Origin of the sequence: Aquincola tertiaricarbonis (genome assembly GCF_023573145.1) — a bacterium.
Classification (GTDB): Bacteria; Pseudomonadota; Gammaproteobacteria; order Burkholderiales; family Burkholderiaceae_C; genus Aquincola; species Aquincola tertiaricarbonis_B.
Map to the genome: position 1 here is coordinate 565,414 of NZ_CP097635.1, position 25,322 is coordinate 590,735.

29 protein-coding genes are annotated in these 25,322 nt (G+C 71.8%); 11 read left to right on the forward strand and 18 right to left on the reverse strand.

From position 1 onward, the window contains the following. Positions 1–57: 57 nt before the first annotated feature. The 5 genes from MW290_RS02555 to MW290_RS02575 all read left to right on the forward strand — a co-directional run bounded on the left by MW290_RS02555 (position 58) and on the right by MW290_RS02575 (position 3,465). Entirely contained in the window at positions 58–1,653 is a 1,596-nt protein-coding gene (locus MW290_RS02555; RefSeq protein ID WP_250195756.1) for a methyl-accepting chemotaxis protein, read from the forward strand. A gap of 88 nt (positions 1,654–1,741) precedes the next feature. Next, entirely contained in the window at positions 1,742–2,179 is a 438-nt protein-coding gene (locus MW290_RS02560) for a hypothetical protein (protein ID WP_250195757.1), read from the forward strand. After that, positions 2,179–2,820 carry an exopolysaccharide biosynthesis protein gene (locus MW290_RS02565; RefSeq protein ID WP_250195758.1) on the forward strand — a complete coding sequence of 214 codons (642 nt, stop codon included), beginning with the start codon at positions 2,179–2,181 and terminating at the stop codon, positions 2,818–2,820. The genes MW290_RS02560 and MW290_RS02565 overlap by 1 nt, the downstream gene beginning before the upstream one ends. Before the next feature lie 71 nt (positions 2,821–2,891). Continuing rightward, complete coding sequence (locus MW290_RS02570; protein ID WP_250195759.1) at positions 2,892–3,149, forward strand: type II toxin-antitoxin system RelE family toxin; 258 nt, start codon at positions 2,892–2,894, stop codon at positions 3,147–3,149. Next, a complete protein-coding gene (locus tag MW290_RS02575; protein ID WP_250195760.1) occupies positions 3,133–3,465 on the forward strand; it encodes a helix-turn-helix domain-containing protein in 333 nt (110 codons plus the stop codon). Before MW290_RS02570 ends, MW290_RS02575 begins: the two co-directional genes overlap by 17 nt. A 12-nt stretch (positions 3,466–3,477) precedes the next feature. On the opposite strand, the gene MW290_RS02580 is transcribed toward MW290_RS02575, so the two are convergent. The 4 genes from MW290_RS02580 to MW290_RS02595 are packed head-to-tail and all read right to left on the reverse strand — an operon-like array spanning position 3,478 to position 7,533. Further along, on the reverse strand, positions 3,478–3,633 hold the full coding sequence (locus tag MW290_RS02580) for a hypothetical protein (RefSeq protein WP_250195761.1): 156 nt from the start codon (positions 3,631–3,633) through the stop codon (positions 3,478–3,480). 24 nt (positions 3,634–3,657) lie between these two features. Next, complete coding sequence (hemA, locus tag MW290_RS02585; protein ID WP_250195762.1) at positions 3,658–4,929, reverse strand: glutamyl-tRNA reductase; 1,272 nt, start codon at positions 4,927–4,929, stop codon at positions 3,658–3,660. A gap of 5 nt (positions 4,930–4,934) precedes the next feature. After that, positions 4,935–5,999: a phytoene/squalene synthase family protein gene (locus MW290_RS02590; RefSeq protein WP_250195763.1), complete on the reverse strand. Its 1,065-nt coding sequence runs from the start codon at positions 5,997–5,999 to the stop codon at positions 4,935–4,937. Next, entirely contained in the window at positions 5,968–7,533 is a 1,566-nt protein-coding gene (locus MW290_RS02595; RefSeq protein ID WP_250195764.1) for a phytoene desaturase, read from the reverse strand. Before MW290_RS02595 ends, MW290_RS02590 begins: the two co-directional genes overlap by 32 nt. A gap of 79 nt (positions 7,534–7,612) precedes the next feature. Here MW290_RS02595 and MW290_RS02600 point away from each other — a divergent pair, with 79 nt between their 5' ends. The 4 genes from MW290_RS02600 to bchO all read left to right on the forward strand — a co-directional run bounded on the left by MW290_RS02600 (position 7,613) and on the right by bchO (position 10,881). Continuing rightward, positions 7,613–8,386, forward strand: coding sequence for a hypothetical protein (locus tag MW290_RS02600; RefSeq protein ID WP_250195765.1), 774 nt, complete (start codon positions 7,613–7,615; stop codon positions 8,384–8,386). Continuing rightward, positions 8,386–8,511 carry a hypothetical protein gene (locus MW290_RS32980; RefSeq protein ID WP_259373449.1) on the forward strand — a complete coding sequence of 42 codons (126 nt, stop codon included), beginning with the start codon at positions 8,386–8,388 and terminating at the stop codon, positions 8,509–8,511. Before MW290_RS02600 ends, MW290_RS32980 begins: the two co-directional genes overlap by 1 nt. A gap of 85 nt (positions 8,512–8,596) precedes the next feature. Further along, positions 8,597–9,973 (forward strand): PAS domain-containing protein, encoded by a 1,377-nt coding sequence (locus tag MW290_RS02605; protein WP_250195766.1) that lies wholly within the window; start codon positions 8,597–8,599, stop codon positions 9,971–9,973. Beyond that, the gene (gene bchO / locus MW290_RS02610) at positions 9,970–10,881 is read left to right on the forward strand and encodes an alpha/beta fold hydrolase BchO (RefSeq protein WP_250195767.1); all 912 of its coding nucleotides are present in this window, start codon (positions 9,970–9,972) and stop codon (positions 10,879–10,881) included. Before MW290_RS02605 ends, bchO begins: the two co-directional genes overlap by 4 nt. 27 nt (positions 10,882–10,908) lie before the next feature. On the opposite strand, the gene MW290_RS02615 is transcribed toward bchO, so the two are convergent. From MW290_RS02615 to MW290_RS02680, 14 genes are all read right to left on the reverse strand, one after another. Next, on the reverse strand, positions 10,909–11,931 hold the full coding sequence (locus MW290_RS02615) for a TerC family protein (protein ID WP_250195768.1): 1,023 nt from the start codon (positions 11,929–11,931) through the stop codon (positions 10,909–10,911). A gap of 255 nt (positions 11,932–12,186) precedes the next feature. Next, positions 12,187–14,052 (reverse strand): magnesium chelatase subunit D, encoded by a 1,866-nt coding sequence (locus MW290_RS02620; protein WP_250195769.1) that lies wholly within the window; start codon positions 14,050–14,052, stop codon positions 12,187–12,189. Beyond that, a complete protein-coding gene (gene bchI, locus MW290_RS02625) occupies positions 14,049–15,074 on the reverse strand; it encodes a magnesium chelatase ATPase subunit I (protein ID WP_250195770.1) in 1,026 nt (341 codons plus the stop codon). Before bchI ends, MW290_RS02620 begins: the two co-directional genes overlap by 4 nt. A gap of 54 nt (positions 15,075–15,128) precedes the next feature. Continuing rightward, on the reverse strand, positions 15,129–15,443 hold the full coding sequence (locus MW290_RS02630; RefSeq protein ID WP_250195771.1) for a high-potential iron-sulfur protein: 315 nt from the start codon (positions 15,441–15,443) through the stop codon (positions 15,129–15,131). A 31-nt stretch (positions 15,444–15,474) separates the two neighbouring features. Then, positions 15,475–15,771 carry a hypothetical protein gene (locus tag MW290_RS02635; protein ID WP_250195772.1) on the reverse strand — a complete coding sequence of 99 codons (297 nt, stop codon included), beginning with the start codon at positions 15,769–15,771 and terminating at the stop codon, positions 15,475–15,477. A 20-nt stretch (positions 15,772–15,791) separates the two neighbouring features. Further along, positions 15,792–16,280 (reverse strand): TspO/MBR family protein, encoded by a 489-nt coding sequence (locus MW290_RS02640; RefSeq protein ID WP_250195773.1) that lies wholly within the window; start codon positions 16,278–16,280, stop codon positions 15,792–15,794. After that, positions 16,277–17,506: a geranylgeranyl diphosphate reductase gene (locus MW290_RS02645; protein WP_250195774.1), complete on the reverse strand. Its 1,230-nt coding sequence runs from the start codon at positions 17,504–17,506 to the stop codon at positions 16,277–16,279. The genes MW290_RS02640 and MW290_RS02645 overlap by 4 nt, the downstream gene beginning before the upstream one ends. Continuing rightward, positions 17,503–18,909: a BCD family MFS transporter gene (locus MW290_RS02650; protein WP_250195775.1), complete on the reverse strand. Its 1,407-nt coding sequence runs from the start codon at positions 18,907–18,909 to the stop codon at positions 17,503–17,505. Before MW290_RS02650 ends, MW290_RS02645 begins: the two co-directional genes overlap by 4 nt. 2 nt (positions 18,910–18,911) lie before the next feature. Further along, complete coding sequence (gene chlG / locus MW290_RS02655; protein ID WP_250195776.1) at positions 18,912–19,793, reverse strand: chlorophyll synthase ChlG; 882 nt, start codon at positions 19,791–19,793, stop codon at positions 18,912–18,914. A gap of 108 nt (positions 19,794–19,901) precedes the next feature. Beyond that, a complete protein-coding gene (locus tag MW290_RS02660) occupies positions 19,902–20,276 on the reverse strand; it encodes a nuclear transport factor 2 family protein (RefSeq protein WP_250195777.1) in 375 nt (124 codons plus the stop codon). Beyond that, complete coding sequence (locus tag MW290_RS02665; RefSeq protein ID WP_250195778.1) at positions 20,269–20,778, reverse strand: DinB family protein; 510 nt, start codon at positions 20,776–20,778, stop codon at positions 20,269–20,271. The genes MW290_RS02660 and MW290_RS02665 overlap by 8 nt, the downstream gene beginning before the upstream one ends. Positions 20,779–20,807: 29 nt before the next feature. After that, positions 20,808–22,301, reverse strand: coding sequence for a transcriptional regulator PpsR (gene ppsR / locus MW290_RS02670; RefSeq protein WP_250195779.1), 1,494 nt, complete (start codon positions 22,299–22,301; stop codon positions 20,808–20,810). Positions 22,302–22,347: 46 nt separating this feature from the next. Further along, positions 22,348–22,824 (reverse strand): cobalamin B12-binding domain-containing protein, encoded by a 477-nt coding sequence (locus MW290_RS02675; RefSeq protein ID WP_250195780.1) that lies wholly within the window; start codon positions 22,822–22,824, stop codon positions 22,348–22,350. Further along, positions 22,821–23,270: a hypothetical protein gene (locus MW290_RS02680; protein ID WP_250195781.1), complete on the reverse strand. Its 450-nt coding sequence runs from the start codon at positions 23,268–23,270 to the stop codon at positions 22,821–22,823. The genes MW290_RS02675 and MW290_RS02680 overlap by 4 nt, the downstream gene beginning before the upstream one ends. Positions 23,271–23,532: 262 nt before the next feature. Between MW290_RS02680 and bchF the strand changes: the two genes are divergently transcribed. Together bchF and MW290_RS02690 are read left to right on the forward strand one after the other, a co-directional pair. After that, the gene (bchF, locus tag MW290_RS02685; protein ID WP_250195782.1) at positions 23,533–24,048 is read left to right on the forward strand and encodes a 2-vinyl bacteriochlorophyllide hydratase; all 516 of its coding nucleotides are present in this window, start codon (positions 23,533–23,535) and stop codon (positions 24,046–24,048) included. After that, a complete protein-coding gene (locus tag MW290_RS02690; protein WP_250195783.1) occupies positions 24,045–25,319 on the forward strand; it encodes a ferredoxin:protochlorophyllide reductase (ATP-dependent) subunit N in 1,275 nt (424 codons plus the stop codon). The genes bchF and MW290_RS02690 overlap by 4 nt, the downstream gene beginning before the upstream one ends. The last annotated feature ends 3 nt before the right edge of the window (positions 25,320–25,322 follow it).

Consider the following 25,322-nt stretch of genomic DNA (forward strand, 5'->3'; position numbering starts at 1 on the left):
CGGGCCGATATGCAGTAGCCCCGTCAGTGCGGAGGCGACCACTTCCCGGGATGATGCATGCACCTGTCCAACCTGAGCGTTAGCCGACGCCTCCAGTCCGCCTTTGCCGTCATCCTGGCCATCCTGGCCATCGTGGCCGGCATCGCCATGCTGAAGGTGCACACCATCGAATCGGCACTGCGGGCCAACGGGGAGGAGCATGCGCGCATCCAGCGATACGCCATCAACTTCCGTGGCTCGGCGCACGACCGGGCCATCGCCATCCGCGACTACGCGCTGGCCACCACCGACGAGCAACGCCGCAAGGAGGCCGAGGCCATCGCCCAGCTCGCCCGCTTCTATGCCGAATCGGACGCGCCGCTGCAGGCCCTGATCGGCCGCTCGGCCGATGCCACCGAGTTGCAGAAGCTCTACGGCGCCATCAAGGAGATCGAGGCCCAGGCCACCGCCAGCACCCAGGCCGTGACCGCCGCGGTGGACCAGGGCGATGCGGCCACCGCGCAATCGCTGCTGTGGTCGCGCGCCAAGCCGCAATACGTGCAGTGGCTGGCCGACATCAACCGCCTCATCGAGTTCGAGGAAACACGGCTGCAGGCCCTGAACACCGTGGCCATGAAGGAAGCCGCCGGCTTCCGCACGGTGATGTTCACCGCGCTGGGCCTGTCGCTCATGGTGGGCGTGGCACTGGCCGCGGTCATCTCGCGCAGCATCGTCGGCCAGTTGGGCGCCGAACCGGCGCAACTGGGCCAGGCGGCCGAGCGCGTGGCCGCCGGCGACCTGAGCCCGGTGCCCGGCGCGGCACAGGCGCCCGCCGGCAGCGTGCTGGCCTCGCTGGGCAGCATGCAGCAGGCCTTGTCACGCGTGGTGGGCCAGGTGCGCGCGGCGTCCGACACCATCGCCACCGGCTCGGTGCAGATCGCCACCGGCAACCTCGACCTGTCGCAGCGCACCGAAACGCAGGCCAGCAGCCTGCAGGAAACCGCGGCCACCATGGACGAGCTGGGCACCACCGTGCGCCACAACGCCGACAGCGCAGCCCAGGCCAACGAGCTGGCGCGCAGCGCCTCCGACGTGGCGGTGCAAGGCGGCGAGGTGGTGGGCCGCGTGGTGACCACCATGCAGGGCATCAACGAGAGCAGCCGCAAGATCGGCGACATCATCGGCGTGATCGACGACATTGCCTTCCAGACCAACATCCTGGCGCTGAACGCGGCGGTGGAAGCCGCTCGCGCCGGCGAACAAGGCCGCGGCTTTGCCGTGGTGGCCAGCGAAGTGCGCAGCCTGGCCCAGCGCAGCGCCGGCGCGGCCAAGGAGATCAAGACCCTGATCAACCGCAGCGTGGAGCAGGTGGAGCAAGGCACGGTGCTGGTGGACGACGCCGGCAAGACCATGGGCGAGATCGTCAGCGCCATCCAGCGCGTCAGCGGCATCGTGGCCGAGATCAGCTCGGCCAGCGAGGCGCAGAGCGCCGGCGTGCGCCAGGTGGGCCAGGCCGTCAGCCACATGGACCAGAGCACGCAGCAGAACGCCGCGCTGGTGGAGCAAAGCGCCGCCGCGGCCGAGAGCCTGAAGATGCAGGCGCATGAGCTGGTGCAGGCCGTGGCCGTGTTCAAGCTGGCTGGCAGCGGCGTGCCACATATCGAAAAAACCTGATCGACCGTCTGCCTCCTGCTGCTTGCAGCGAAGTGTCCGATGCGCAGAATCGGCCACTCGCAACAAGCAAGCAACAAGGAGGTTCGGCATGTTCTACGCCATCGTTTGGCTGAGTGTGGCGGCGCTGCTGGCGCTGTGGTCGGGCGGCCTGTGGGCCGTGGATGCCTTGGCCACCTGGTCGGCCGCGCAGGCCGGCACCGCAGGCGGCCTGCCCGCACTGACGCTGCCCGGCTGGCTCACGCCGTGGATATCGCCTGAGCTGGCCGCCAGCCTGACGGCCGCGCTGGCCGATCTGGCGCCCTGGTTCGACGGCCTGGTCGGCCTGCTGCCCGCCATCGCCGGCGGCGTGACGGTGCTGCTGTGGCTGCTGTGGGCCTTCGGCGCGCTGGTGCTGGTGGGCCTGGGCGTGGCGCTGCACCTGGGCATCCGGGCGCTGCGCCACCGCGCCCGTCGCAGCGAAGCACCGGCACGGCCGCGCAGTTTCACGGCGGCGACGAACCCCGCGGCCACCGACTGGCCGCGTTGATGCGCGGCAATCCGCACGGCGGCACCGACGCGGGCCAGGCCGACCACCACCCGGCCGGCCTGGCCCAACGGCTGCGCGCCGCCGCGGCCGACCTGCCGGGCGACGGCGTTTCGCTGCAATGGCTGGCCCAGGCCCATGGGCCGGCCGCGCACGGCAGCCTGCTGCTGCTGCTGGCCGTGCCCTGCCTGCTGCCGGTGCCCGGCGCCGGCACGGTGGTGGGCATGGGCATCGTCGCGCTGGCGCTGGCGCTGTGGCGCGCGCCCGATGCACTCACGCTGCCGGGCAAGGTGGCGGGCTTCCAGCTCTCGCAGCGCTGGGCCGGGCGCGTGCTGCGCCTGCTGGCCGGCACCTATGCGCTGGCGGGCCGCGTGGCGCGCCAACGGCTGAGCCACCTGGCCACCGGCCACCCGCGGCTGCTGCTGGCCGCCCTGGTGGCGGTGATGGCGGTCATCATCGTGCTGCCCATTCCCTTCGGCAACGTGCTGCCGGCCATCGCGCTGATGCTGCTGGGCATCGGCCTGGTCTTCCACGACGGCGTGGCCGTGCTGCTGGGCTGGCTGTTCTCGGTGCTGGCGCTGTGCTTCACCGCGGCGCTGTGCCTGGGCGCGTGGGCGCTGGCGGGGGGGTTGGCGGAGTGGTGAGAGACGCGGACCGCCCCCCCCGCGTACCCGATTCACCTTGACAATACGTATCGCATACTTATGATTCAAGTGTGAACGCGATCAACTGGCAGCCCAAGGCGCTTCGTCAGCTGCGGAAGATCGACGCGCAAGCGGCACTGCAAATCCGAGCGGCCGTGAGCACGGAGCTGGTCGATCTTTCCAGCGCCAGGAATGTCAAGGCGCTCACCCACCACCTTTATGGCTTCCGCCTTCGCGTAGGCAACTACCGGGTCTTCTTCGACTACGACGGTGGCGTACGCATCGTGAGCATTGAAGAGGTCAAGAAGCGCGATGAACGCACGTACTGAATTTCAGGTCATCTTTGGCCAAGACGGCAAGCCGGCCTTCGTGGTCGTGCCCTACGAGCAGTTCCGCCGCATGAAAGGCGGCTTCACGCAAGGCACCGTCCCCAATGAAGTGGTGGACCTGTCGTTTGAACGGGGCGTGTCTGCGATGGCCGCCTGGCGCGAACACCTGGGCCTGACCCAAGCGGAAGTAGCAGGCCGTATCGGCATCTCGCAGGCCGCCTATGCGCAGATGGAGCGGGTCAAGCAACCTCGCAAGGCCACGCTCGCGAAGGTGGCCGACGCGCTGGGGTTGGAGGTCGAGCAGTTGCGGTGGTGAACCTGGCGCCACTCACTCGCCTGAAGCTTCCTCTCGACGCGCAAGCGCCCGCCGCTCCTCATCCTCCCGCAACGCCCGCTTCGTGCGCCACAGCTCCCACACGGCCCAGCCCATCACGCCGCCCAGCACCAGCAGCAGCTCGATCAGGATCAGCGTGTCGCGGGACACGGGCGCGGCCTGCGTTGCGAGACTTCAAGGCGCAGGGCCGCCGCCGCGCAGAAACAGGCGCTGCACCGTGGGGGCCAGCGCGTCGCCGCCGGCGGCGTGCAGCTCGGCCAGCGTGCCGTGCATCAGCTTGCGGGCCAGGCCTTGCGACAAGGCCTCGAACACCTCGTCGATCGGCATGCCGCCGGCCAGCCGCTTGCGGGCACGGGCGATCTCGGCGGCGCGCCAGGCGTCCACCTGTTCGTTCAGGCTGCAGATCAGCGGCACCGCCTCGCGCTGAGCCAGCCAGCGGCCGAAGCGCTGCACGCCGGCATCGATGATGTGCTCGGCCTGCGCCACCGCGGCCTGCCGGCGCTGGCCGGCGCCCTGCACCCGCTCGGCCAGGTCGTCCACGGTGTAGAGGTACACCTCGGGCAGGCGAGCCACCTCGGGCTCGATGTCACGCGGCACCGCCAGGTCCAGCAGCAGCATGGGGCGGCGGCGCCGCGCCTTCAGCGCCCGCTCCACCGCACCCAGGCCGATCAGCGGCAGCGTGCTGGCGGTGCAGGACACCACGATGTCGAACTCCGCCAGGCGGTGCGGCAGATCGGCCAGCGCCATCGCCTGCCCGCCCAGCGTGGCGGCCAGGGCCTCGCCGCGGGCCAGCGTACGGTTGGCCAGCACCAGCGATTGCGGGTGGCGCGCCGCGAAGTGCGTGGCCACGCGCTCGATCATCTCGCCCGCGCCCACGCACAGCACACGAGTGTCGGCCACCTGCTCGAACAGCTGCTCGGCCAGCCGCACCGCGGCCGCCGCCATGCTGACCGAATGGGCGCCGATCTCGGTGCAGCTGCGAACCTCCTTGGCCACCGAGAACGAGCGCTGGAACAACTGGTGCAGCGTGCTGCCCAGCGCACCGGCGGCCTCGGCCTCCTTCACCGCGCGCTTGAGCTGGCCCAGGATCTGCGGTTCACCCAGCACCATGGAATCGAGCCCGGCGGCCACGCGGAAGGTATGGCGCGCGGCATCGCAGTCTTCGCGCACATAGGTGTGGGCCTGCAGCGCCGAGGTGGGCATGCCGCCGCGGTCGGCCAGCCAGCCCAGCACCGCGGGCACCACCTCGGGCGCGGTGTCGGGCGTGGCGATGTACAGCTCGGTGCGGTTGCAGGTGGAGAGGATGGCGGCTTCGGCCGGCGCGCGCTGCAGCAGGCCGCCCAGGCCGCGCAAGGCCTGGCCCAGCGCATCGGCCGGGAAGGCGAAGCGGCCGCGCACGTCCAGCGGCGCACTGCCGTGGTTGAGTCCGAGGGCAAGCACGGCCATGGTCGTCAGCCTGCGCGTGACGCGGACGAGGGCGCCACCACGCCCGATTGCCGGTCGCGGCGTTCCAGCCGCTCGAAAAGATCGATGACCACGTCGACCCGGCGCCGCGCCGGCCGCCCGGCGGCCTCGTGGTGGGCGGCGGCTTCCACCAGCAGGCGGGTGGCGTCCAGCGGCGGCGCATGCAGGGCGCTGGACGCCTGCCGGGCCGGCCAGCCGGTGCCGGCCAGCAGCCAGGCCTTGCGCAGCGGCGGCACCACCGCGCGCCGGTCCACGGCATTGCAGCCTGCACGCCGCACCTGGCGGCCGATGGCGGCGTACAGCCGGGCAGCGGCGCGGATGCCGGGCCGGCAGTCGGCCGGCAGCAGCGCGATGCCGGCCTCGGCCCGCGCATACAGCGCGTCAGCCTCGCGCAGCAGCCGCTCCACCACGCCGGCCAGCGCGGGCCCATGCCGGGGTGTGGCCAGCCAGGCTTCGGGCGTGATGCCGGCCTGGCGCAACCACTGCAGCGGCAAGTACAGCCGGCCCATGCGGGCGTCTTCTCCCACGTCGCGGGCGATGTTGGTCAGCTGCATGGCCACGCCGAGGTCGCAGGCGCGGGCCAGGGCCGCCGGCGTGCGGGCGCCCATCAGCACGGCCATCATCGCGCCCACGGTGCCGGCCACGCGGGCGGCGTAGTGCAGCAGGTCGTCCAGCGTCTCGTAGCGGCGGCCTTCGGCGTCCCAGGCCAGGCCTTGCAGCAGCTGCTCGGGCAGCGCCCGCGGCATGCCATGGGCCTGCAGCACCCAGGCCAGCGCGCGGTCGGCCGGCGTGGGCAGCGGCCGGCCGGCGTAGGCGCGGTCCAGCCGCTGGTGCAGCAGCGCGATGGCTTCGGCGCGGCCACCATGCACGTCCACCGCGTCGTCGGCCAGCCGGCAGAAGCCGTAGAGCACGCAGGCCGGGTCGCGCACCCACCGGGGCAGCAGCAGCGAAGCTGCGTGGAAGCTGCGCGCATGCCGGCGCAGCAACTCGCGGCAGGCGGCCAGGTCGGCGGCCGGACACTCAGGCGGGGCGGGCTTGGAAGGCTCGTGCATCAGGTACCACCGTGTCGAGGATGCGGGCGGAAGACAGCACACCGGGCAGGCCCGCGCCCGGGTGCGTGCCGGCGCCCACCAGGTAGAGGTGGCGCAGCTCTTCGCTCTGGTTGTGGGGGCGGAACCAGGCGCTTTGCGTCAGCACCGGCTCCAGCCCGAAGGCGGCGCCGCGGAAGCTGCCCAGCTCGTCCTGGAAATGCTGCGGCGTGGTCACGCGTGAGCTGCACAGCGCCACGCCCAGGCCGGGCAGCAGCGTTTCTTCCAGCCGCGCCTGCACGGCTTGTCTGTACAACTCGGCCTGCTGCGACCAGTCGGTGCCCGACTGCAGGTGCGGGACCGGCGACAGCACGTAGAAGGCATCGCAGCCCGGTGGCGCCAGCAAAGGATCGGTGGCGGTGGGCCGGTGCAGGTAGAGGCTGAAGTCGCGCGCCAGCTGCTTGCGCTCGAAGATGTCGTCCAGCAGGCCGCGGTAGCGCGGGCCCAGCGCGATGGTGTGGTGGGCCACGTCGGGGTACTGGCGGCGGGTGCCGAAGTACCAGACGAAGAGGCTCATCGAATAGCGCGCCTTGTCGATGCGGGCATCGGTCCAGCGCTGGCGGCGCACGCCGGGCAGCAGTTGCCGGTAGGTGGTGGCCGAATCGGCATTGCTCACCACGATGTCGGCCGCGATGCGCTCACCGCTTTGCAGCCGCACGCCGGCCGCGGCGCCGCGCTCGGCCAGGATCTCGGCCACCGGCACGCCGCAGCGCACCACGTTGCCCTGCCCTTCGATCAGCCCCACCAGCCCCTGCACCAGCCGCCCGGTGCCGCCGATGGGAAAGTGCACGCCCCAGCGCCGCTCCAGAAAGGCGATGAGGCAGTACACCGAGGTGGTGGCAAAGGGGTTGCCGCCCACCAGCAGCGACTGGAAGGTGAGCACCATGCGCAGCTGCGGGCTTTGCACGTGCTTGCAGGCCAGGCCGTACACGGTGCGCCAGCCCTCCAGCTGCAGCAGCTGCGGCAGCACGCGGGCCATGTCGGTCCAGCGGCTGAAGGGCACATGCGCCAGCTGCTCGAAGCCCACCTTGAAGATGGCTTCGCTGGCCGCCAGGAAGCGGCGGTAGCCGGCCACGTCGCCCGGGGCCAGCTTGGCCACCTCGGCTTCCATCGCCGCCGCATCGCCGCTGTAGTCGAACAGCGTGCCGTCGTCGAAGCGCACGCGGTAGAACGGGCTCACCGGCCGCAAGTCCACGTCGTCGGCCAGTTGGCGGCCGCACAGCGCCCACAGCTCTTCCAGCAGAAAGGGCGCGGTGATCACCGTCGGCCCGGCGTCGAAGGTGAAGCCGTCCTGCCGGTGCACCCGCGCGCGGCCACCCGGCTCGGGCAGCGCTTCCAGCACCGTCACACGCCAGCCGCGGGCGCCCAGCCGCACCGCTGCTGCCAGGCCGCCGAAGCCGCTGCCGATGACCACCGCGTGCGGCCGGGGCCGCTCGGCCGGCGCCGTCACCGCCATGGCCGCGGGTCCGGCAAAAACAGGTGCGGGGGCTGTCAACATGGTCTTATAGTATTCGTGTCAACTTTGATTTACAACGGCACTGGACTGCTGACAACCCTGAGCCGACAGGAGCCCCGCCATGTCGCACCTGCATCCCCACTTCGCGCTGCGCCTGCAGCGCCGCGCCCGCCCGCTGCTGACGGCGCGCGGCCTGCACCAGATGGTGGCGCCCTGGCGCTTCTATTCCGCCGCCGGCCGCCTGGCGCGCTGGCTGGGCTTGCTGGCTCTGGGGCTGGGCCTGGTGGCGCTGGCCGCCGCCGCCGTGCTGGCACCGCCGGGCAGCGGCCGGGCCAGCGCGCTGCTGGCTGCGCAGGGGCTGCAATCGCCGATGTTGATGGTGGGCACGGGCCTGTACCTGGCCATGGCGGTGGCGGCTGCGGCCACGCTGGTCGGCATCGGGCGGCTGGCGCCCATCCTGCTGGTGGCGGCGGCGCCCAGCAGCGGGCTGTGGCTGCTGCTCACGCTGCTGGTGCAGACGGTGCTGGTACCGGGTGGCCTGCAGGCCACCGGCCTGGGTGCCGAGGCCTTGTGGCCGGCCCTGGCGGCGCCCGCCTCGGTGCTGCTGATGTTCGCGCTGGTGGTGTTGCTGGTGCAGGGCGTGTGGCATGACACGCGGCGTGCCGACCGCCTGGCCGCGGTGGTGGTGCTGGCGGGGTTGCTGGCGGCCGGCGGCGTGTGGCTCACGGCCGGGCCGCCTGTGGCCGAAGGCGTCGCGCCCCCGGGCGCGGCCGTGCTGTCGGGGCTGGCCCTGCTGGCCATGGCCACCTATGCCGGCGCCGCGGTGCTGCAGCGCATGCGGCTGGAAATCGTCGAACGCGGCCGGCGGCAGCTGGGCGCCGAGGAGCTTTCGTGATGGCCACCGTGCTGATGTTGCTGGCCGCCGGGGTGGCGGCCGAATGCGGGCAGCTGTGGCTGCGCCGCCGGGCGCTGGCGCTGGCCAACGAAGGCGAAGCCGACGACGCCAGCGACGAGGCCTAGCCACCGCACTGCGCTCGACCCAAAGGGTTGCGGCCCGCCCGGGGCGGCGCAACAGGTGTGTGAAGGTCCGTCCAGAAAGCCTGTCGTGGCCCACCTTGGCGCTTCCGCCCCCGCCGATCTTGGTGCGCTCTCGGGCCTGGCCCCGGAGCTGGCGACGGCTTTCGTCTCGCTGGCCAGCGATGTGGCCCTGGTGATCGACGAGCAGGGCACCGTGACCCATGCCGCCGCCGCGCCGGGCCCGGCCCCGGCAGGCGCCGCCGGCCTGGCGCAGGCCACGCACTGGGTGGGCCGCCCCTGGGCCGACACCGTGACGCCCGACACCCGACCGAAGATCGAACAGCTGCTGGCCGAAGCGCGCCACCCCGGCGTGGCGCGCCAGCGTGAGGTGAACCATGCCTGCGCCCACGGCGGCGACCCGATTCCGGTGCGCTATGCCGCCTTGCGCCTGGGCGCCAGCGGGCCGCTGCTGGCGGTGGGCCGCGACCTGCGGCCGGCGGCCGAGCTGCAGCAGCGTTTCGGCGAGGCCCAACGGGAGATGACACGTGACCACTGGCGCCAGCAGCAGCTGCAGTCGCGCCAGCGGCTGCTGGCCCAGGTGGCGGCCGATGCCGTGCTGGTGGTGCAGCGGCCCACGCTGCGCGCCATCGCGGCCAATGCCACGGCGCGCCACTGGTGGGGCGAGCCCGGGCAGACGCTGCCGCCGCCGCTGCACCCGCTGCTGGCCCGCGCGGCGATGGATGAACAAGCCGCCCAGGCGCGGGTGCAGCTGCCTCATGGGCCGCAGGGCGCCGAGCTGCTGACGCTGGACGTCTCGGTGATGCCGCTGCCGCAGGCCGACCCGCCGCACCCGGCGCCGCTGCTGCTGCGTGCCCGCCGCGCCGAAGCCGGGCCCGACCCTGCGCCCGAGACCGACGCGGTGCTGATCACCGACGCCGCCGGCCGCCTGTTGATGGCCGATGCGGCACTGCTGGCCTGGGTGGGTGCCGATGCCGAGGCGCCGCTGCTGGGCCGGCCGGTGACCCAGCTGCTGGGCGACCCGCACCGGCAGCTGGCCGCGCTGCTGCACGACGTGCGCCGGCTGGGCATGGCCAGCCAGCCTGCGGCCACGCTGGGCCCGCCCGGGGCGCCTTGGCAGGTGGCCATGTCAGCCTCGCTGCTGGCCGAAGGGGAACCGCCCCCGGTGGCGCTGGTGTTGCACCGGCTGGACACCCCACCCGTCCCACTGCCGCCGCTGGACCTGGTGGCACTGCTGCAATGCATGGCCCGCCGTGTGGGGCAGCTGCCGCTGGACGCGCTGCTGCGCGAAGCCAGCGACGCCACCGAACGCCATGCGATCGAGACCGCCCTGGCCGCGGCCGATGGCCGGCACGACGAGGCCGCGCAGCAGCTGGGCATCGAGGCCGCGAGCCTGCGCCAGCGCATGCAGCGCCTGGGCCTGCTGCTGCCGCCAGACACGGCATGAGCCACGCGCTGCGCATGCCCCTCACCGCTTCAAGATTGCAATGGGAACGCGACGGCCTGGACTGGCCGCATCGCGCCCACAGCCGGCACGTGCTGGCCGGCGGCTTGCACTGGCATGTGCAGGTGGCCGGCGAGGGCCCGGTGCTGTTGCTGCTGCATGGCACCGGCGCTTCCAGCCACAGCATGGCCGGGCTGCTGCCGCTGCTGACCGGGCGCTACACCGTGGTGGTGCCCGACCTGCCCGGCCATGCCTTCACCGAAGCGCTGCCCGGCGCGCCCAGCCTGCCCGCCATGTCGCGTGCGCTGGCCGCCCTGCTGGCGGTATTGGGGCTAGCGCCACCCGCGCTGGTGGCCGGGCATTCGGCGGGCGCGGCCATCGGCGCGCAGCTGGTGCTGGACGGCCATGCACCGGCACGGGCGCTGGTGTCCATCAACGGGGCCTTGCTGCCCTTCGACGGCCTGGCCGGCCTGCTGTTCGCGCCGCTGGCGCGGCTGGTGGGCGGCGGGCCGATGCTGCCGCGGCTGGTGAGCCGGCTGGTGGCACGCCAGGCGCGCGACCCGCGGGCCATGCAGCGGCTGGTCGACGGCACCGGTTCACGCGTGCCGCCGGCCTCGGCCGCGCTGTATGCGCGGCTGGTGCAAAGCCCGGCGCATGTGGCCGGGGCACTGGCGATGATGAGCCACTGGGACCTGCGGCCCTTGGCCGAGGCCTTGCCCAGGCTGCCGGCGCCGCTGTGGCTGCTGGCCTCTGACGGGGACCGCATGGTGCCGCCGGCCCAGGCCCAGGCGCTGGCGCGGCGGCTGCCGCAAGCGCGCTGCGTGCCGCTGCCGGGCACCGGCCACCTGGCGCATGAAGAACAACCGTCCCAGGTGGCCGCGTTGATCACGCGGGCCTGGGACGGCGGGTGAGGCTCAGGCCTTCAGAGCTTCAGCGCTTCAGCGCTGGTCTTCGCTCTTGGGCTTGGCGCCGAAGGGATAGGCGCCGCCTTCATGCTGCTTGCCACCCTTGGGCGGGATCTTCAGCGACAGGATCATCGTCACCGCCAGCGTCACCGCGGTGAAGCCCAGCGACACCGCCACCGGGATCTTGTAGATGTCGATCAGCAGCATCTTGGCGCCGATGAACACCAGCACGATGGCCAGGCCGTAGCTCAGCAGGTGGAAGCGCTCATGCATGTTGGCCAGCAGGAAGTACATCGCCCGCAGACCCAGGATCGCGAACACGTTGGACGTGAGCACGATGAACGGGTCGGTGGTGATGGCGAAGATGGCCGGGATGGAGTCGACCGCGAACACGATGTCGACGATGCCGATCAGCAGCATCACCACCAGCAGCGGGGTGGCCATCTTCACGCCGTTGACCATGGTGAACAGCTTCTCGCCGTCGTAGTCGGGCGCGATCTTGAAGTGACCGCGGATCCACTTCAGGGCCGGGTTGTTGTCCAGGTCGGGCTCCTGGCCGGCGGCCCACCACATCTTGATGCCGGTGAACAGCAGGAAGGCGCCGAACACATACAGGATCCAGTGGAACTGCGCGATCAGCCAGGCACCCACCAGGATCATCACCGCGCGCAGCACCAGGGCGCCCAGGATGCCGATCATCAGCACGCGCTTCTGGAACTCGGCCGGCACCGCGAAGTAGGTGAACAGCATCAGGAACACGAAGATGTTGTCGACCGCCAGCGCCTTCTCGATCAGGTAGCCGGTGAGGAACTCGAGCGCCTTGCCGTTGGCCAGCGTGCGCGCCGCTTCGTCGGTGCTGGTGCCACCCACGTACCACCACAGCCAGCCCATGAAAACGAAGGACACCCCCACCCAGATGAGCGACCAGATGGCCGCTTCCTTGGTGCTGACGCGGTGCGCGCCCTGTTTGCTCATGGCAAAGAAGTCGACGAGCAGTGCCACGAGCACGAACGCCGCGAACAAGGACCACATGAGTGGTGAACCGATGGATTGCATTGACCGCCTTTGAAGTGAGTGAGCCGTCCGACCCTCCGCGGTAGCGGACGGCTGATGACACAAGGACCCAAGGCTGGTCTTGCCGTGACGACGATGGAGCGATCGGGCGATCGACATCGAGGCCTGCAGCGCCGGGGGATGGTGCGGGACACCACGCCCGTATTGACGACACTGCGCCGGACACACGTTCTGCGGAACGAACGGGACCCGGTGGCTACTCCCCAACACAAGTGGGGCGGAGTCTAGCAGCGCGGATTACAAAACTGCAATGTCCTTACACGGCCGCAGTGCCTGCCAAAGCCGTCCGGCGTCGGCTTGTGGCAACGGCAGGTAGCGCGCGCCCATGGCATCGGCCAATGCGCGGGCGGCAGGCTGCGGGTCGCGGCCGGTGTCGATCATCAGGCTGGTGAGCCCGGCGGCGCGCAGCGCGCGTGCCGAGGCCAGCGCATCGGCCGCCGCCCGTTCGCGGCCGGGCGCCCCGCCACGGCCGACGTTGGCGCGGGCATCGGTCATCAGCACCACCAGCACGCTGCCGCCCTGGCGCTGCAGGCCGGCGGCCAGCTGGCGCGCCGCGTCGAGGCCCGCCGACAACGGCGTGCCACCGCCGCCGGGCAGCTCGGCCAGGCAGCGCTTGGCACGCACCAGCGAGCGGGTGGGCGGCAGCAGCAGCTGCGCGCCGCTGCCGCGGAAGGCGATCAGCGCCACCTTGTCGCGGCGCACGTAGCAATCGGCCAGCAGCAGTTCCACCGCGCCCTTGGCCTCGGCCAAGCGGTGCAGCGCCAGCGAGCCGGAGGCATCGACCGCGAACACCGTGGTCGTCTCGCGCCGCTGCTGGAAGCGCCGGATGCGGAAGTCCTCACGCCGCACCAGCACCTGCGCCCCCACCGGGCCGCCATGCAGCAGGGCCTCTCGCCGGCGCAGCGGCTGCCAGGGCGCGGCGGCGCGCAAGGTCTCGATCAGGTCGAGCCGGCCGGCGCGCGGGTCGCCAGGCACGCTGCCGATGGGACGGCCCTGGCGGCGATGCTGCTGCGTGGCGCCGGCCCGGCCGCTGGCCGCAACGGCATGACGCTGGCCGGCTCGCGCGGCCAGGCCGACCAGCAGGCCGGGCGGCAGCGCGCTGACCGCCGCAGCGGTCAGTCGGTCGGGCAGCGCTTGCGGGTCCTGGTTTGCGGTGGCCGGGTCGGCGACGTCGCCGGGTGGCGGCGCGGCGCTGTCGGGCCGCGTTGCAGGCTCGGCGGCTTGGGGTGCCGGTGGCGGGTCGTCGTGGGCGGCTGACGGCGTGGGCGGCGCGGTGGCTGCAGGCATGGGCTCAGCGGCCGTGTCCTCGGCCTCCCCCGCCGGCAACTGCCTGGCGCGCGGGCCCAGCACCAGGCGGGCAGCCAGCTCGGCGTCTTCGGCCTCCACCTGCGCATGGCCGGCCCATGCGGCGGCGGCCCGGGCGGCGCGCCAGGCCAGCCACGGCACCCGTGCCGAGGTGATGCCCAGCGCCACCGCGGCCGCGCACAAGCCGGTGGCAATGTCTTCGTCAAAGGGCAGGCTGTGCAAGGCCGCACGGGCGGCGGCCACGCGGGCGGGGTTGAAGGCCTGCAGGTCCTGCGTGGCAGCTGGCATGCAGCCGTCAGCCGACCGTCCGCGGCTCAGCGCCTGAGCATCGAGGTGCAAGGCCAATCGCTCGGTCAAGGCGGCGGGCGGCGCCTCATCAGCCTCACCCTCGTCCAACGCCACCACGGCCATGGCAGCGCCCTCGCCCGCGTCCAGCACCGCGGCGATGCGGCCGGCCGTCGCGGCCGGCAGGCGCTCGGCCATCGCCAGCAGCAGCACACCGCCGCGGGCTTCTTGCAGCAGGCCGGGCTGGTGCACCGGGCGGCGGGCCTGCAGCGTGGCGCCCAGGTCCAGCCCACCCAGCAGCCGCTCGTCGCCGATGTGGGCGGGCATGCGGCGCACCGGCGTGGCGGGGGGCAGCAGTTGCTGCAGCAGTGCCAGCCAGGCGTCACGCGCCGGGCCGGCGGGCGCCCGCAGCCGCAGGCCGCCCAGGCCGGCCGGGTCCACCGCCAGCAGGGCGGCGGCGCTTCGCGCATCGGCGGCCTGGGTGTCTGCGCCGGGCCCGGCCGAGGTGTTCATGCCGCGGTATCGAACAGCTCGGCCAGCGCGCGTTCCACCCGCTCGGTGGAGCCGGATTCATCGAGCGGATCACGCCGCAGCCGGTGGCGCAGCGCAGCCGGCGCCACGCGGCGCAGGTGCGGCACGCCGGCTTCGGCATCGCCGTCCAGCGCGGCCAGTGCGCGGGCAGCGCGCGTCAGCGTGAGTTCGCCGCGCAGGCCGTCGGTGCCCAGCGCCATGGCCAGGCGGGCGGCGGCTTCCAGCGTGGCATCAGGCACGGTGGTGGCGGGCAGTTGCTCACGCGCGGTGAGCACGCGGCGGCGCACCTTGGCGTCTTCCTTCTTCCAGTGTTCGGCAAAGCCGATGGGGTCGCGTTCGTAGGCGTCGCGGCGCTTGACCACTTCCACCCGGGCGGCCAAGTCCATCGGCGTGCGCACTTCCACCGACAGGCCGAAGCGGTCGAGCAGCTGCGGCCGCAGCTCGCCTTCTTCGGGGTTGCCGCTGCCCACCAGCACGAAGCGGGCGGGATGGCGCACGCTCAGGCCTTCACGCTCGACCACGTTTTCGCCGGACGCGGCCACGTCGATCAGCAGGTCGACCAGGTGATCCTCCAGCAGGTTCACCTCGTCGATGTAAAGGAAGCCGCGGTGGGCGCGGGCCAGCAGCCCGGGCTCGAAACTGCGCACGCCCTGGGTGAGCGCCTTTTCCAGATCGAGCGCGCCCACCACGCGGTCTTCGGTGGCGCCCAGCGGCAGGTCGACCACCGGCACCGGCATCTTCTGCGTGCGCGGCGGGCTGCGCAGCGCACGGCAGTCTTCGCAGCCGCCGCTGGTGGCCAGCGTGGCCGGGTCGCAGTGGTAACGGCAACCCGCCACCGCCAGCATCGGCGGCAGCAGCGCGGCCAGCGAGCGCACCGCGGTGCTCTTGCCGGTGCCGCGGTCGCCGAACACCAGCACGCCGCCGATGGCAGGCTCCACCGCGGCGATGAGGATGGCGAGCTTCATCTCCTCTTGCCCGACGATCGCGGAAAACGGGAATGCCATGGATGTCCTCACTTTCCGGGGGTCGCGTCAGCGGTCAGAGACGAAGCTGATCGATCAGCCGGCCTTCTTGGTCCAGGCCGAGCACCAGGCCTTGTTCAGCACCTGTTTGCCCTGGAACAGCGTACAAGGCGCCTTCTCGGCATTGGCCGCACCCTGGAAGAGCTGGCAGTTGCCGCAATGCTGATCGGGCGTGTGCTTGGGGAACTTTGTCTTGTCAGCCTTGGTCGTATCAGCCACATAGCCCAGGGCCACGGCCTGCGGGTCTTTGGGATCGACCGCCGCAGCGGCCTGGGCCTGCACGGCACGGGCGGTGAACAAGGCGGTGCCGGCAACCGGCACGATGGTGATGAAACGGCGACGAGTGGTCATGGAACGTCCTCTTTGGCAGTTGGCTACAGAGTCACGGATGCCGGGGCATCCTCACGTCGGCATCGGGGGCGACACGCTGCCGCCAACGCCTGTACAGATCGAAGGCATGCGCAGCACCGGCCGCGGCCAGCCAGACGGCCAGCCGTTCCCCTGAGGCGCCGGCCGCCGCATCGCGTACGGCCAGCACCAGGCATGTTCCGGCAAGCAGGCTGCCTGCAACGTCAAGCACAGGTAAACCTTGTGCGCTGCTACGCTGCCACGCCCAGCACAGCAGCGCCTCCACCAACAGCACGGCCAGCACCAGGTTGACGAGCAGGGCCGTGTTCATCCGTCTAGCCGTCTAGCGGCCTAGCCGCCGAAAGGCGGGTTCAGGCGCACGATGGTGGCGTTGAGCACCGAGGCGAAGCTCACCCAGGCCAGGTAGGGCAGCAGCAGGGCGCCGGCCATGCGGTCGCGCCGGCCGGCCACCACCACCATCACCAGGATGGAGAGCCACAGCAGCCCCACTTCCATCAGCGCCCAGTCGGGCCGCCGCTGGTTGAAGAAGAGCACGCTCCACAACACGTTGGCCACGCCGTTGACACCAAAAGCGGCCAGCAGCGCGCCCCGGCCAGGCCGCAGCACGTCGCTGCGCCAGGCCCGCACCGCGGCGATGACGCACAGCAGGTAGATGGTGGTCCACACCGGACCGAACAACCAGTCCGGCGGCTGCCAGGCGGGCTTGCTCAGCGCGCGGTACCACGGCCCGATGTCGGTGGCCAGGCCGCCGACCAGCGACAGCGCCACCGCCCAGAGCACCGCGACCGAAACAGGTTTCCACAGGGGGCCCTTCCTCATACCCGCGCCACCCCGATCAGGTGGGCAAGGTCCTTGAAGAAGATGCGCACGTGCGCCATCGGGCGTGCGCGAACGAGTCGTTTGTTCATGTAGGCATCGAAAGTGAGTTGCTGGATGTCCTGGTCGCGGCACAGGCTGACGAAGCGCTCCCGGCGCTTGTCGCTCACGTACCAGAACCCCTGCATGATGCCCAACACCCAGAACACCCGCCCGTGCTCGCGCATGAAGGCGCGGCGGGCGCCGGCCAGTGCCCGCCCATCGCCGGTGGCCAGGCAGCGCGCCACCGCTTCGGCGGCCAGCCGGCCGCCCAGCATGGCGTAGTAGATGCCCTCGCCGGACGCGGGTGCCACGACACCGGCGGCATCACCCGCCAGCACCACGTCGCGGCCGTTGTCCCAGCGCGGCAGCGGCTTCATCGGAATGGGCGCGCCTTCACGCCGCAAGGTGGTGGCGCCTTCCAAGTGCACGCTGCGGCGCAGCGCCGACACGGCGCCGCGCAGCGAGAAGCCCTTGTCGGCGCTGCCGGTGCCGATGCTCACCGTGCCGCCGTGCGGAAACACCCAGCCGTAGAAGTCGGGTGACAGCCGGCCGTCGTAGTGCACCTCGCAGCGGCTGCCCTTGAAGCCGGCGGGCGGCTCGGCCGGCGTCTGCACGATCTCGTGGTACGCGAACACCCAGCGGCCCTTGGCCGAGCCGGGCACTTCCTGCCGGGCAACGGCCGAGCGCGCGCCATCGGCACCGATGACCAGGCGCGTGCGCACCTGCTGCAGCGCGGCGTCTTCGCCGGGGCCACGCCAGCGCACCAGCACCACGCCATCGTCGGTGCGCTGCAGGCTGTCAAAACGGCCAGTGCAGCGCACGGCGCCATGGCTGGCGGCGCGTTCACGCAGCCATTCGTCGAACACCTCGCGGTCCACCATGCCGACGAAACCGCCTTCGATCGGGATGTCCACCTGCGCGCCGGTGGGCGACACCATGCGCGCCGCCTGGGCACGCGCCACCAGCAAATGGTCGGGGATCTGGAAGTCGCGGATCAGCCGCGGCGGCACCGCGCCGCCGCAGGGCTTGGGGCGGCCGGCGCGGTCGAGCAGCAGCACCCGGTGGCCGGCACTGGCCAGGTCGTCGGCCGCGGTGGCACCGGCGGGGCCGCCACCGACCACGACGACGTCGAACAGCGTGTCCATCGCCAGCACGGGCTCGGCGCTGCGCAGGTCAGGGGTGCTCATTGCACCACCCGCCACACGGCATGGTCCAGCACCACCGCCGGTTCGCGGTCGGGGGCAGCGTGGCGGCGGCCGGGCCGTCGCGGCCGGTTGCCCGGCGCGGGGCTGAAGGCCAGCCAGGCGGCCCACAGGAACAGCAGCGACTCGGCCCCGAACACCGCGGCATAAGCCATCGCGGGTGAAGACAGCAGCTGGTGCGCCAGGTCGCTGGCGCCGGTGCCCACCAGGCCACCCAGCGCAAAGGCGATGGCCTGCGCCGCGCCCCAGAGGCCGATGCGCACGCCCTCGCGGGACGGCGGTCCTTCACCGGCCAGCCGCATCATCGAGCCGATGGCCGACACCGCGAACGCGCCGTTGGCCACGCCCAGCAGAAACACATTGGCCTGCAGCGGATAACCCGGCCCGGCCACCGCGGCCAGCACCAGCCCGCCCAGCGCAACGCAGGAGGCGATGCAGCCGCCCGCCGTCCACGCCGGCAGCGAGCCCAAGGCCCGCCCGCGCCAGCGCCCACCGGCCGCCGCCGCGGCCAGCATGCCCAGCAGCACGCCGCCATGCTGCACGCCCGACAGCTGCGTCGATTGCCCGGGCGTGAAGCCGAACAGGCTGCCGGCAAAGGGCTCCAGGATCAGGTCCTGCGCGCTGTAAGCCAGCATCGAGACGAAGATGAAGAGCGTGAAGCGCCGGGCCGGCGGATCGGCCCACACCTCGCGCAGCGCGGCGATGAAGGCACCGCGGTCCGGGCCGGGGGCGGGGGCTGCGGCGGGCGAGCCCTCGGCCGTGCCGGTGGCGGGCCCTTCCAGCCGCCAGGTGGCCAGCCATGTGACCACCACCGCGATGGCGGCGACCACGCCCGTCACCGCCAGCAGGCGCGCCGGGCTGTAGGGGTCGAGGAAGCGGCCGGCCGTGCCCGCCGTGACCGCGAAGCCCAGGATCATCATCACCCACACGGTGGTGGCGGCCGCGCCCCGCCGCTGCGCCGGCACCCGCTTGGCCAGCAGCACCAACAGCGTGGTGCCACAGGCCGCCACGCCCAGGCCGATGAGCACGAAGGCGACGAAGGCCAATGCAACACCGGCGGCGCGCTGCGTCTCCATCCACGCCACGGAGGCCGAGGCCAGCACGGCGCCCGCCGCCAGCACCGCCATGCCGCCGACGATCCACGGCGTGCGGCGGCCGCCGACGTCCGAGCCCCAGCCCATGCGCGGCCGGCTGATCTGCACCGCATAGTGCAGCGCCACCAGCACGCCCGGCAGCAGGGCCGGCAGCGCCAGCTCCACCACCATCACGCGGTTGAGCGTGGAGGTCATCAACACCACCAGGCCGCCCAGGCAGGCCTGCACCAGGCCCAGGCGCAGCACCTGCACGATGCCGAAAGTCGCGTTGCCCCTGTTGCCGCTGTGGCCCATGTTCAAGCTCCCGTGGCGGCGCGCAGCGCGAAGGCGCTGACCAGCATGCCCAGCACATACAGCGGCACGCCGAAGCCGCTGTACCAGAGCGCACGTTCCAGCGGCCGGGCGATGAAGCGCCGCATCATCACCAGCTGCGCCAGCAGCAGCGCGGCCACGCCGGCGGCATGCAGCGGCTGTTGCCAGCTGAGCAGCAGCCCGATGACCACCCCTTGAGGCGCGGCCATCACGCCGCTGGCCACCTGCGCCGCGCGCCGCACGCCCAGGCGCACCGGCAGGCTGCCGATGCCCATCTGCCGGTCACCGGTGATGGACTTGAAGTCGTTGAGGGTCATGATGCCGTGGGCCCCGGCGCTGTACAGCAGCGCCAGCGCCAGCGAGCGCGCGTCCAGCCCGAAGCCAGCGGCCATCACCGCGGTGCCGGTGATCCAGGCCAGGCCTTCGTAGCACAGTGCGCAGGCGCTGTTGCCCCACCAGCCGTTGCGCTTGAGGCGCAGGGGCGGCGCGCTGTAGGCCCAGGCCAGCAGCAGGCCGACCACCGCTGCAGCCAGGCCCACCGGGCCCAGCGTCAGCGCCACGCCCAGCGACAGCAGCGTCCAGCCGATGGCGATGTACAGGCCCCAATGCCCCGGCAGCCGGCCACTTGGAATGGGCCGCTGCGGCTCGTTGATGGCATCCACTTCGCGGTCGAACCAGTCGTTCACCGCCTGGCTGGTGGCACACACCAGCGGCCCGGCCAGCAACACCCCGGCGGCCACCAGCGGCCACCGCCCTTCGGGCGAGGCGCCCGACGCCACCACGCCGCAGCCGAAGGCCCACATCGGCGGAAACCAGGTGATCGGCTTCAGCAACTCGGCCACTGCGGACAGGTCGGGGCGACTCATGAGCCAGACTTTCGCCGTGACTCCGCCATGTGTCAACTGAGATTTACACTTGGCTGGGAAGAACGTTCGGGCTGGGCCAGTGCGGGTGCGTTCTGGGGTGCTGCCCGCTCACCAAGGACTCGCGGCAGGTGTGCCCTGGTGATACCGCAACTGCCACCCGGTATCCACTCTGCACCAGATGGACGACCGGAGCGTGTGATGGCTCGATGGCGCGGACGCCTTCGATCGGGCCGATCGGTAGGTCAGCAGCACCACGTCCGGGCTGAGCGCGGTCAGCGCGAACGCATCCGACACCACGTCTGGAAGCTCATCCTGGTTGGCCAGGAAGGCGATCACGGTGTCCCGGTCGTAGCGGGTTCCTGAACGGCCTACCTCATGGAACTCAGGGTGCAGCAGTTGCTGCAGACGCCCCGCGCTGATACGCGTGCCGGGATGGTGCAGCTCCACTTCCAGCGCAGTGATCTCTTGAAGAAGGTCAGGCATCAGCGTCAAGCGCCCAGAGCCGCCGGCCGGGCTCCTCAGCGTGGATGAAGACGGTAAAGGTATCGGCCGGGCGCGGACCTCCAGCCAGGTCGAGCGCATGACCGATGGCGCCACGGTGGTAGGTGCCGTGGTTGACGAGGTGATAGACCACCTCCTGCCGGCTCAGTGAGCCGCGCTGGCCATCCACGAAAGTGAAGCGCAGCTGCTCTTGCCATTGCTCCGCAGACAGCCCGGCCGCATAAGCCTGCAGCCATGCATTCGACCTGTCTAGACGAGTGGTCAGCTCGCCCAGCGTGGGCAGCCGCGCGGTGTTGGTCGAGTCATGCGGCTCCGCCTCGGCCAGCAGCCGGGCGCGGAACAGTTCTTCCACGCGCACCATGTGGTTGAGCTGCTGCCGCGCGAAGTCGAACGGCGCGGCATTCATCTGTGCGGCGATCTGCCGCACGGCCGCCACCGTGCGACCGTCCGCCCAGGCCTTGTAGCGCAGCGCTGCCAGCAACATCAGCGGTCAGCTATACACCCGCTGCCGCATCATTCCCCCGCCCCGCCCGACGTCGGCGCGGGGCCGGCGGCGCCGTCGGCGGATACGCCGCCCAGGTCGCCCAGGCCGTAGCGCCGCAGCTTCACGTACAGGCTCTGGCGCGACAGGCCCAGCATCTCGGCGGCCGAGGCGCGGTTGTCGCGGGTAAGTTCGAGCGCGGCTTCGATGCACAGCTTCTCGATCAGGTCCACCGTCTCGCCCACGATGTCCTTCAGCGGCACGCGGCCCACCAGTTCGGCCAGCTGGCCGGCCGAGCGCGGCAGTTCGCGGGCGCCGCGGGTGTCGGGGGCCAGGCGGCGGCCCACGTCGCGGATGGTGAAGCCCAGGCACGGCGGGTCGCCCTGAGGCACCGAGACGGCCGAGATTTCCACCTGCGTGGTGGCGCCGTACGGGCCGCGCAACGTGGTGGGAAAGAGCCGCACCACGCCATGCTGGCGCAGCGCACCCAGCAGCACGTTCAGGTCGACGCCGCTGCGGCCCATCCAGCGGTCCAGCGACTGGCCCTGCGGCCGCTCACCGGCCGGCAGCTGCAGCAGCTCGGCGAAGGCACTGTTGGCCGCCAGCACCCGGCCTTGCGGATCGGTGACGACAAACGCGTCGGGCACGCTGTCGATGGCGCGCAGCAGGGCCGAATCGGCCGGCCCGGTGACGGTGGCGGCGCTGCCCTCGGCGGCCGGCGCCAGCAGCCGCACCAGCACCACCGAGGCACCGTCCTGGCGGAACAGCGTGGCCGACATCTGCAGCGACTGGCCGCCTTCGGCCGCCTGTACCGTGATCTCGTCGCCACGCCCGGTGGCGCGCACGCCGACAAACAGGTCGAGCGCCGCCTGGCGGCTGGCGGGCGTCAGGGCCTCCACCAGCGGCCGGCCGGTCAGGCGCCGCTGGCCCTCGCCGAACAGGCGCGCCGCCGCTGGATTGATCTCCAGCACGGTGTAGGCGCTGCCGTCCAGCACCACCAGCGCCTCGGACACGGTGTCGAACAGCAGGCGGTAGCGCGCCTCGGCCTGGCGCAGGCGCATGTAGTCGCGCTCCATGGCCTGCTGCGCATCCACCAGCCGCTGCTGCAGCGAAGAGACGGTGCGCAGGTCGCGGCCCACGGCCACCACGCGGCCCTGCTCGCCGTACTGCACGGCCGAGTACATCACCGGCACCCCGGCGCTGCCCGCCTGCGGATGGTTGAGCTGGCGCCACGGCGTCTGTGCATGGTGGTTGGCCGCGGCCTCGCGCAGCAGCGCCAGCACCTTGGGCCGGCTTTCCACGGTGACGGTTTCCAGCCAGTGGCGGCCCACCCAGTCGTCACTGCCTTCGTACACCAGCTCGTCATTGCCGATGGACACGTCGCGGATGACACCTTGCCCGTCAATCACCAAAGCCACATCGGCGGCGGCGGAGATCAGCGCCGCGGTGGCCCGCGCGTCGATGTCCGCCAGCAGCTGCTCGGGTGCGTCGAAGGGGGTCACGTTCGGCACGCCTGCGAGGTTCATGTAGCTTGGGGTGAGGCGCCGCGGCGCGTTGGCAGGGAGGAGGAGGTCAGGAACTGCAATAGCGGGCGGCGACCAGGCGTTCGGCCTCGGCCACCGCTTGACGGGCATCGCCGGCGGTGGCGTCTGCCCCCACCTGCGCGACGAAGTTGTCCAGCAGGCCCACCACCGGCCCGCCGACCATGATGACGACGGCGGGATTGAGCGAGGCCTGGCGCAGCGTGAGGATAGCCGATGCCACCTGGGGCACATGGCATTCACTGCCGACCGACAGGCCCAGCAGGTCGTACCAGCTGCTGCCGATGGTGCGCGTCAGCTCGTGGAGGTCGGCGCCGGGGTCGGCCCACACGTCCCAGCCGGCGCGGCGGAAGAACTCCACCACCATCAGCAGGCCGAAGTTGTGCTGCGAGCCGGGGGCCGGTGCCAGCAGCGCCCGGTGCCCGCTGCGGCGGCTGTGCTCGCCGCGCTGGAAGGCGCTGCTGTATTCGTTGACCAGCTGCTGCAGCCGCCACAGCCCCACCGTCACTTCGGTGAAGTCGCACAGGTCGGCCTCCCACAGTGCACCCAGCCGCTCGGCCGTGGGCGCCAGCAGCTCCAGGTCATGCTCTCGATGTCCAGGCCTTCGGCCCGGCGGGCGCGCACATAGTCGGCCGCGCTGCCGGCCACGCGGCCCAGCACGATGTCGGTGAGCACCGCCACCTCGGCCGGGCCGACGACCGGCAGTGGCCGGCTGGAAGGCGCGGCGGGGCTGTCGGCATGGCAATGCGCCATCAGCAGCCGCGGGATGATCTGGGTCTCGATGGTGCGCAGCAGCGAGGCTGCGCGATCGCCGGGGCCAGGGTCGCCTTCGGCCGGCGTGTCCTCGGTTCCCCCCGCGCCTGGGCCGCGGCTGACGGCGCCCCATTGCAACGCCGTCGTGCCGTCCTGGGCCGTGGCCGCCGGCCCGGCCAGGTGTCTCGTGTACGTCTGCACCACGTATCTCCTCGTGGGTTGAGCGCGTCGGGTCTCGAGGAGAAGCGGGTGCTTCGGGTGGACCTGTTGGTGCCCAGTGATGGCTGGCAGTTTCTTGTCGTGTTGGTAAGCAGGTGCCTGGGTCCGCGGCTACTGTCAGCGCGAAGACGGTCGGCGTCAAGCGTTTCCCGGTGCAACAAGGACTGCCACTGCAGCGTAGTGTCAGACCCGTATTACGTCAATCTGGATTGACACTCGGTCGGCACAGGCCTAGATTCGCCGCATGCCTTCCCGGTCACTCCCCCGCCACGCACCGCTGTACACCCCTGAACAACGGCAGCGCCGCGATGCGAGCGGCTGGACGCTGGTGCAGGGCGTGCTGGCGCCGCTGCAGTTCCTGGTGTTCCTGATCAGCCTGGTGCTGGTGCTGCGCTTCCTGGCCACCGGCCAGGGCGAGCAGGCGGCCACGCTGTCAGTGGTGGCCAAGACGCTGCTGCTGTACGCCATCATGGTCACCGGCTGCGTGTGGGAGAAAGTGGTCTTCGGCCAATACCTGTTCGCCCCCGCCTTCTACTGGGAAGACGTGTTCAGCATGGCCGTGCTGGCCCTGCACAGCGCCTACCTGCTGGCGCTGGGTCTGGGTTGGCTGGGCAGCCGCGGGCTGATGCTGCTGGCCCTGGCGGCGTATACCAGCTACGCGATCAACGCCACGCAGTTCCTGCTCAAGCTGCGGGCGGCGCGGCTGCAGGCCGGCCCCGGCGGCCTGGCCGTGCCGGCCACTCGCGGAGCAGCGACATGATCCCGATCGCTTCGGCCACCGACAGCGGCTGCACCGATGCGCCGGTGCTGCGCGAACGCGGCCAGCGCGAGGTGTTCTGCGGCCTCACCGGCATCGTGTGGCTGCACCGCAAGATGCAGGACGCGTTCTTCCTGGTGGTGGGCTCACGCACCTGCGCGCACCTGCTGCAGTCGGCCGCCGGCGTGATGATCTTCGCCGAACCGCGGTTTGCCACCGCCATCATCGACGACCGCGACCTGGCCGGCCTGGCCGATGCCAACGACGAGCTGGACCGCGTGGTGACGCGGCTGCTGGAGCGGCGGCCCGACATCAAGCTGCTGTTCCTGGTGGGCTCCTGCCCTTCGGAAGTGATCAAGCTCGACCTGCAGCGCGCGGCGCAGCGGCTGGGCCAGCGCTTCCTGCCGCGGGTGCGGGTGCTCAGCTACTCGGGCAGCGGCATCGAGACCACCTTCACCCAGGGCGAAGACGCCTGCCTGGCCGCGCTGGTGCCCACGCTGCCGGCCACCGCGCAGCCCGGCCTGCTGGTGGTGGGCGCGCTGGCCGATGTGGTGGAGGCGCAGTTCAAGCGGCTGTTCAGCGGCCTGGGCATCGGCCCCGTGCAGTTCCTGCCGGCACGCCAGCTGGCCGACCTGCCGGCCGTAGGCCCGCAGACGCGCTACCTGTTGGCCCAGCCCTTCCTGGCCGACACCGCCCGCGCGCTGGAAGAACGGGGCGCCTGCCGCATCGCCGCGCCCTTCCCGCTGGGCGTGGAAGGCACCACCGCCTGGCTGCGGGCCGCAGCCACCGCCTACGGTGTGAATGAAGCGCGGCTGCAGCAGGTGACCGGCCCCGCGGTGGACCGTGCCCGCCAGGCGCTGGCGCCGCACCGCGCGCGGCTGGCCGGCAAGCGCATCTTCTTCTTCCCCGACTCGCAGCTGGAGCTGCCGTTGGCGCGCTTCGTGGCGCGCGAGCTGGGCATGCAGCTCACCGAGGTGGGCATGCCCTTCCTGCACCGGCAGCACATGGCCGAGGAGCTGGCGCTGCTGCCGGCCGGCACCCGCCTGTCGGAAGGGCAGGACGTGGAACGCCAGCTGGACCGCTGCCGCGCCGACGCGCCCGACCTGGTGGTGTGCGGCCTGGGCCTGGCCAACCCGCTGGAGGCCGAGGGCCTGACCACCAAGTGGTCCATCGAGCTGGTGTTCTCGCCCATCCACGGCTATGAACAGGCGGCCGACCTGGCCGCCTTGTTCGCACGCCCGCTGCACCGCCGCCAGTTGCTGGCCGCGGCCTGAAAG

Bases quoted from the DNA above. Each gene is read 5' to 3' on its own strand.
- MW290_RS02620 (WP_250195769.1), bottom strand. From the start codon at position 14,052: ATGAACACCTCGGCCGGGCCCGGCGCAGACACCCAGGCCGCCGATGCG.
- MW290_RS02665 (WP_250195778.1), bottom strand. From the start codon at position 20,778: ATGTTGCTGGCAGCGCTGCGCTACAAGGCCTGGGCGGACGGTCGCACG.
- MW290_RS02595 (WP_250195764.1), bottom strand. From the start codon at position 7,533: ATGTTGACAGCCCCCGCACCTGTTTTTGCCGGACCCGCGGCCATGGCG.
- bchI (WP_250195770.1), bottom strand. From the start codon at position 15,074: ATGGCATTCCCGTTTTCCGCGATCGTCGGGCAAGAGGAGATGAAGCTC.
- bchO (WP_250195767.1), top strand. From the start codon at position 9,970: ATGAGCCACGCGCTGCGCATGCCCCTCACCGCTTCAAGATTGCAATGG.
- MW290_RS02690 (WP_250195783.1), top strand. From the start codon at position 24,045: ATGATCCCGATCGCTTCGGCCACCGACAGCGGCTGCACCGATGCGCCG.
- MW290_RS02630 (WP_250195771.1), bottom strand. From the start codon at position 15,443: ATGACCACTCGTCGCCGTTTCATCACCATCGTGCCGGTTGCCGGCACC.
- MW290_RS32980 (WP_259373449.1), top strand. From the start codon at position 8,386: ATGGCCACCGTGCTGATGTTGCTGGCCGCCGGGGTGGCGGCCGAATGC.
- MW290_RS02635 (WP_250195772.1), bottom strand. From the start codon at position 15,771: ATGAACACGGCCCTGCTCGTCAACCTGGTGCTGGCCGTGCTGTTGGTG.
- MW290_RS02660 (WP_250195777.1), bottom strand. From the start codon at position 20,276: ATGCCTGACCTTCTTCAAGAGATCACTGCGCTGGAAGTGGAGCTGCAC.
- MW290_RS02590 (WP_250195763.1), bottom strand. From the start codon at position 5,999: ATGCACGAGCCTTCCAAGCCCGCCCCGCCTGAGTGTCCGGCCGCCGAC.
- MW290_RS02600 (WP_250195765.1), top strand. From the start codon at position 7,613: ATGTCGCACCTGCATCCCCACTTCGCGCTGCGCCTGCAGCGCCGCGCC.
- ppsR (WP_250195779.1), bottom strand. From the start codon at position 22,301: ATGAACCTCGCAGGCGTGCCGAACGTGACCCCCTTCGACGCACCCGAG.
- bchF (WP_250195782.1), top strand. From the start codon at position 23,533: ATGCCTTCCCGGTCACTCCCCCGCCACGCACCGCTGTACACCCCTGAA.
- MW290_RS02565 (WP_250195758.1), top strand. From the start codon at position 2,179: ATGCGCGGCAATCCGCACGGCGGCACCGACGCGGGCCAGGCCGACCAC.
- hemA (WP_250195762.1), bottom strand. From the start codon at position 4,929: ATGGCCGTGCTTGCCCTCGGACTCAACCACGGCAGTGCGCCGCTGGAC.
- MW290_RS02560 (WP_250195757.1), top strand. From the start codon at position 1,742: ATGTTCTACGCCATCGTTTGGCTGAGTGTGGCGGCGCTGCTGGCGCTG.
- MW290_RS02615 (WP_250195768.1), bottom strand. From the start codon at position 11,931: ATGCAATCCATCGGTTCACCACTCATGTGGTCCTTGTTCGCGGCGTTC.
- MW290_RS02640 (WP_250195773.1), bottom strand. From the start codon at position 16,280: ATGAGGAAGGGCCCCCTGTGGAAACCTGTTTCGGTCGCGGTGCTCTGG.
- chlG (WP_250195776.1), bottom strand. From the start codon at position 19,793: ATGAGTCGCCCCGACCTGTCCGCAGTGGCCGAGTTGCTGAAGCCGATC.
- MW290_RS02575 (WP_250195760.1), top strand. From the start codon at position 3,133: ATGAACGCACGTACTGAATTTCAGGTCATCTTTGGCCAAGACGGCAAG.
- MW290_RS02555 (WP_250195756.1), top strand. From the start codon at position 58: ATGCACCTGTCCAACCTGAGCGTTAGCCGACGCCTCCAGTCCGCCTTT.
- MW290_RS02645 (WP_250195774.1), bottom strand. From the start codon at position 17,506: ATGAGCACCCCTGACCTGCGCAGCGCCGAGCCCGTGCTGGCGATGGAC.
- MW290_RS02650 (WP_250195775.1), bottom strand. From the start codon at position 18,909: ATGGGCCACAGCGGCAACAGGGGCAACGCGACTTTCGGCATCGTGCAG.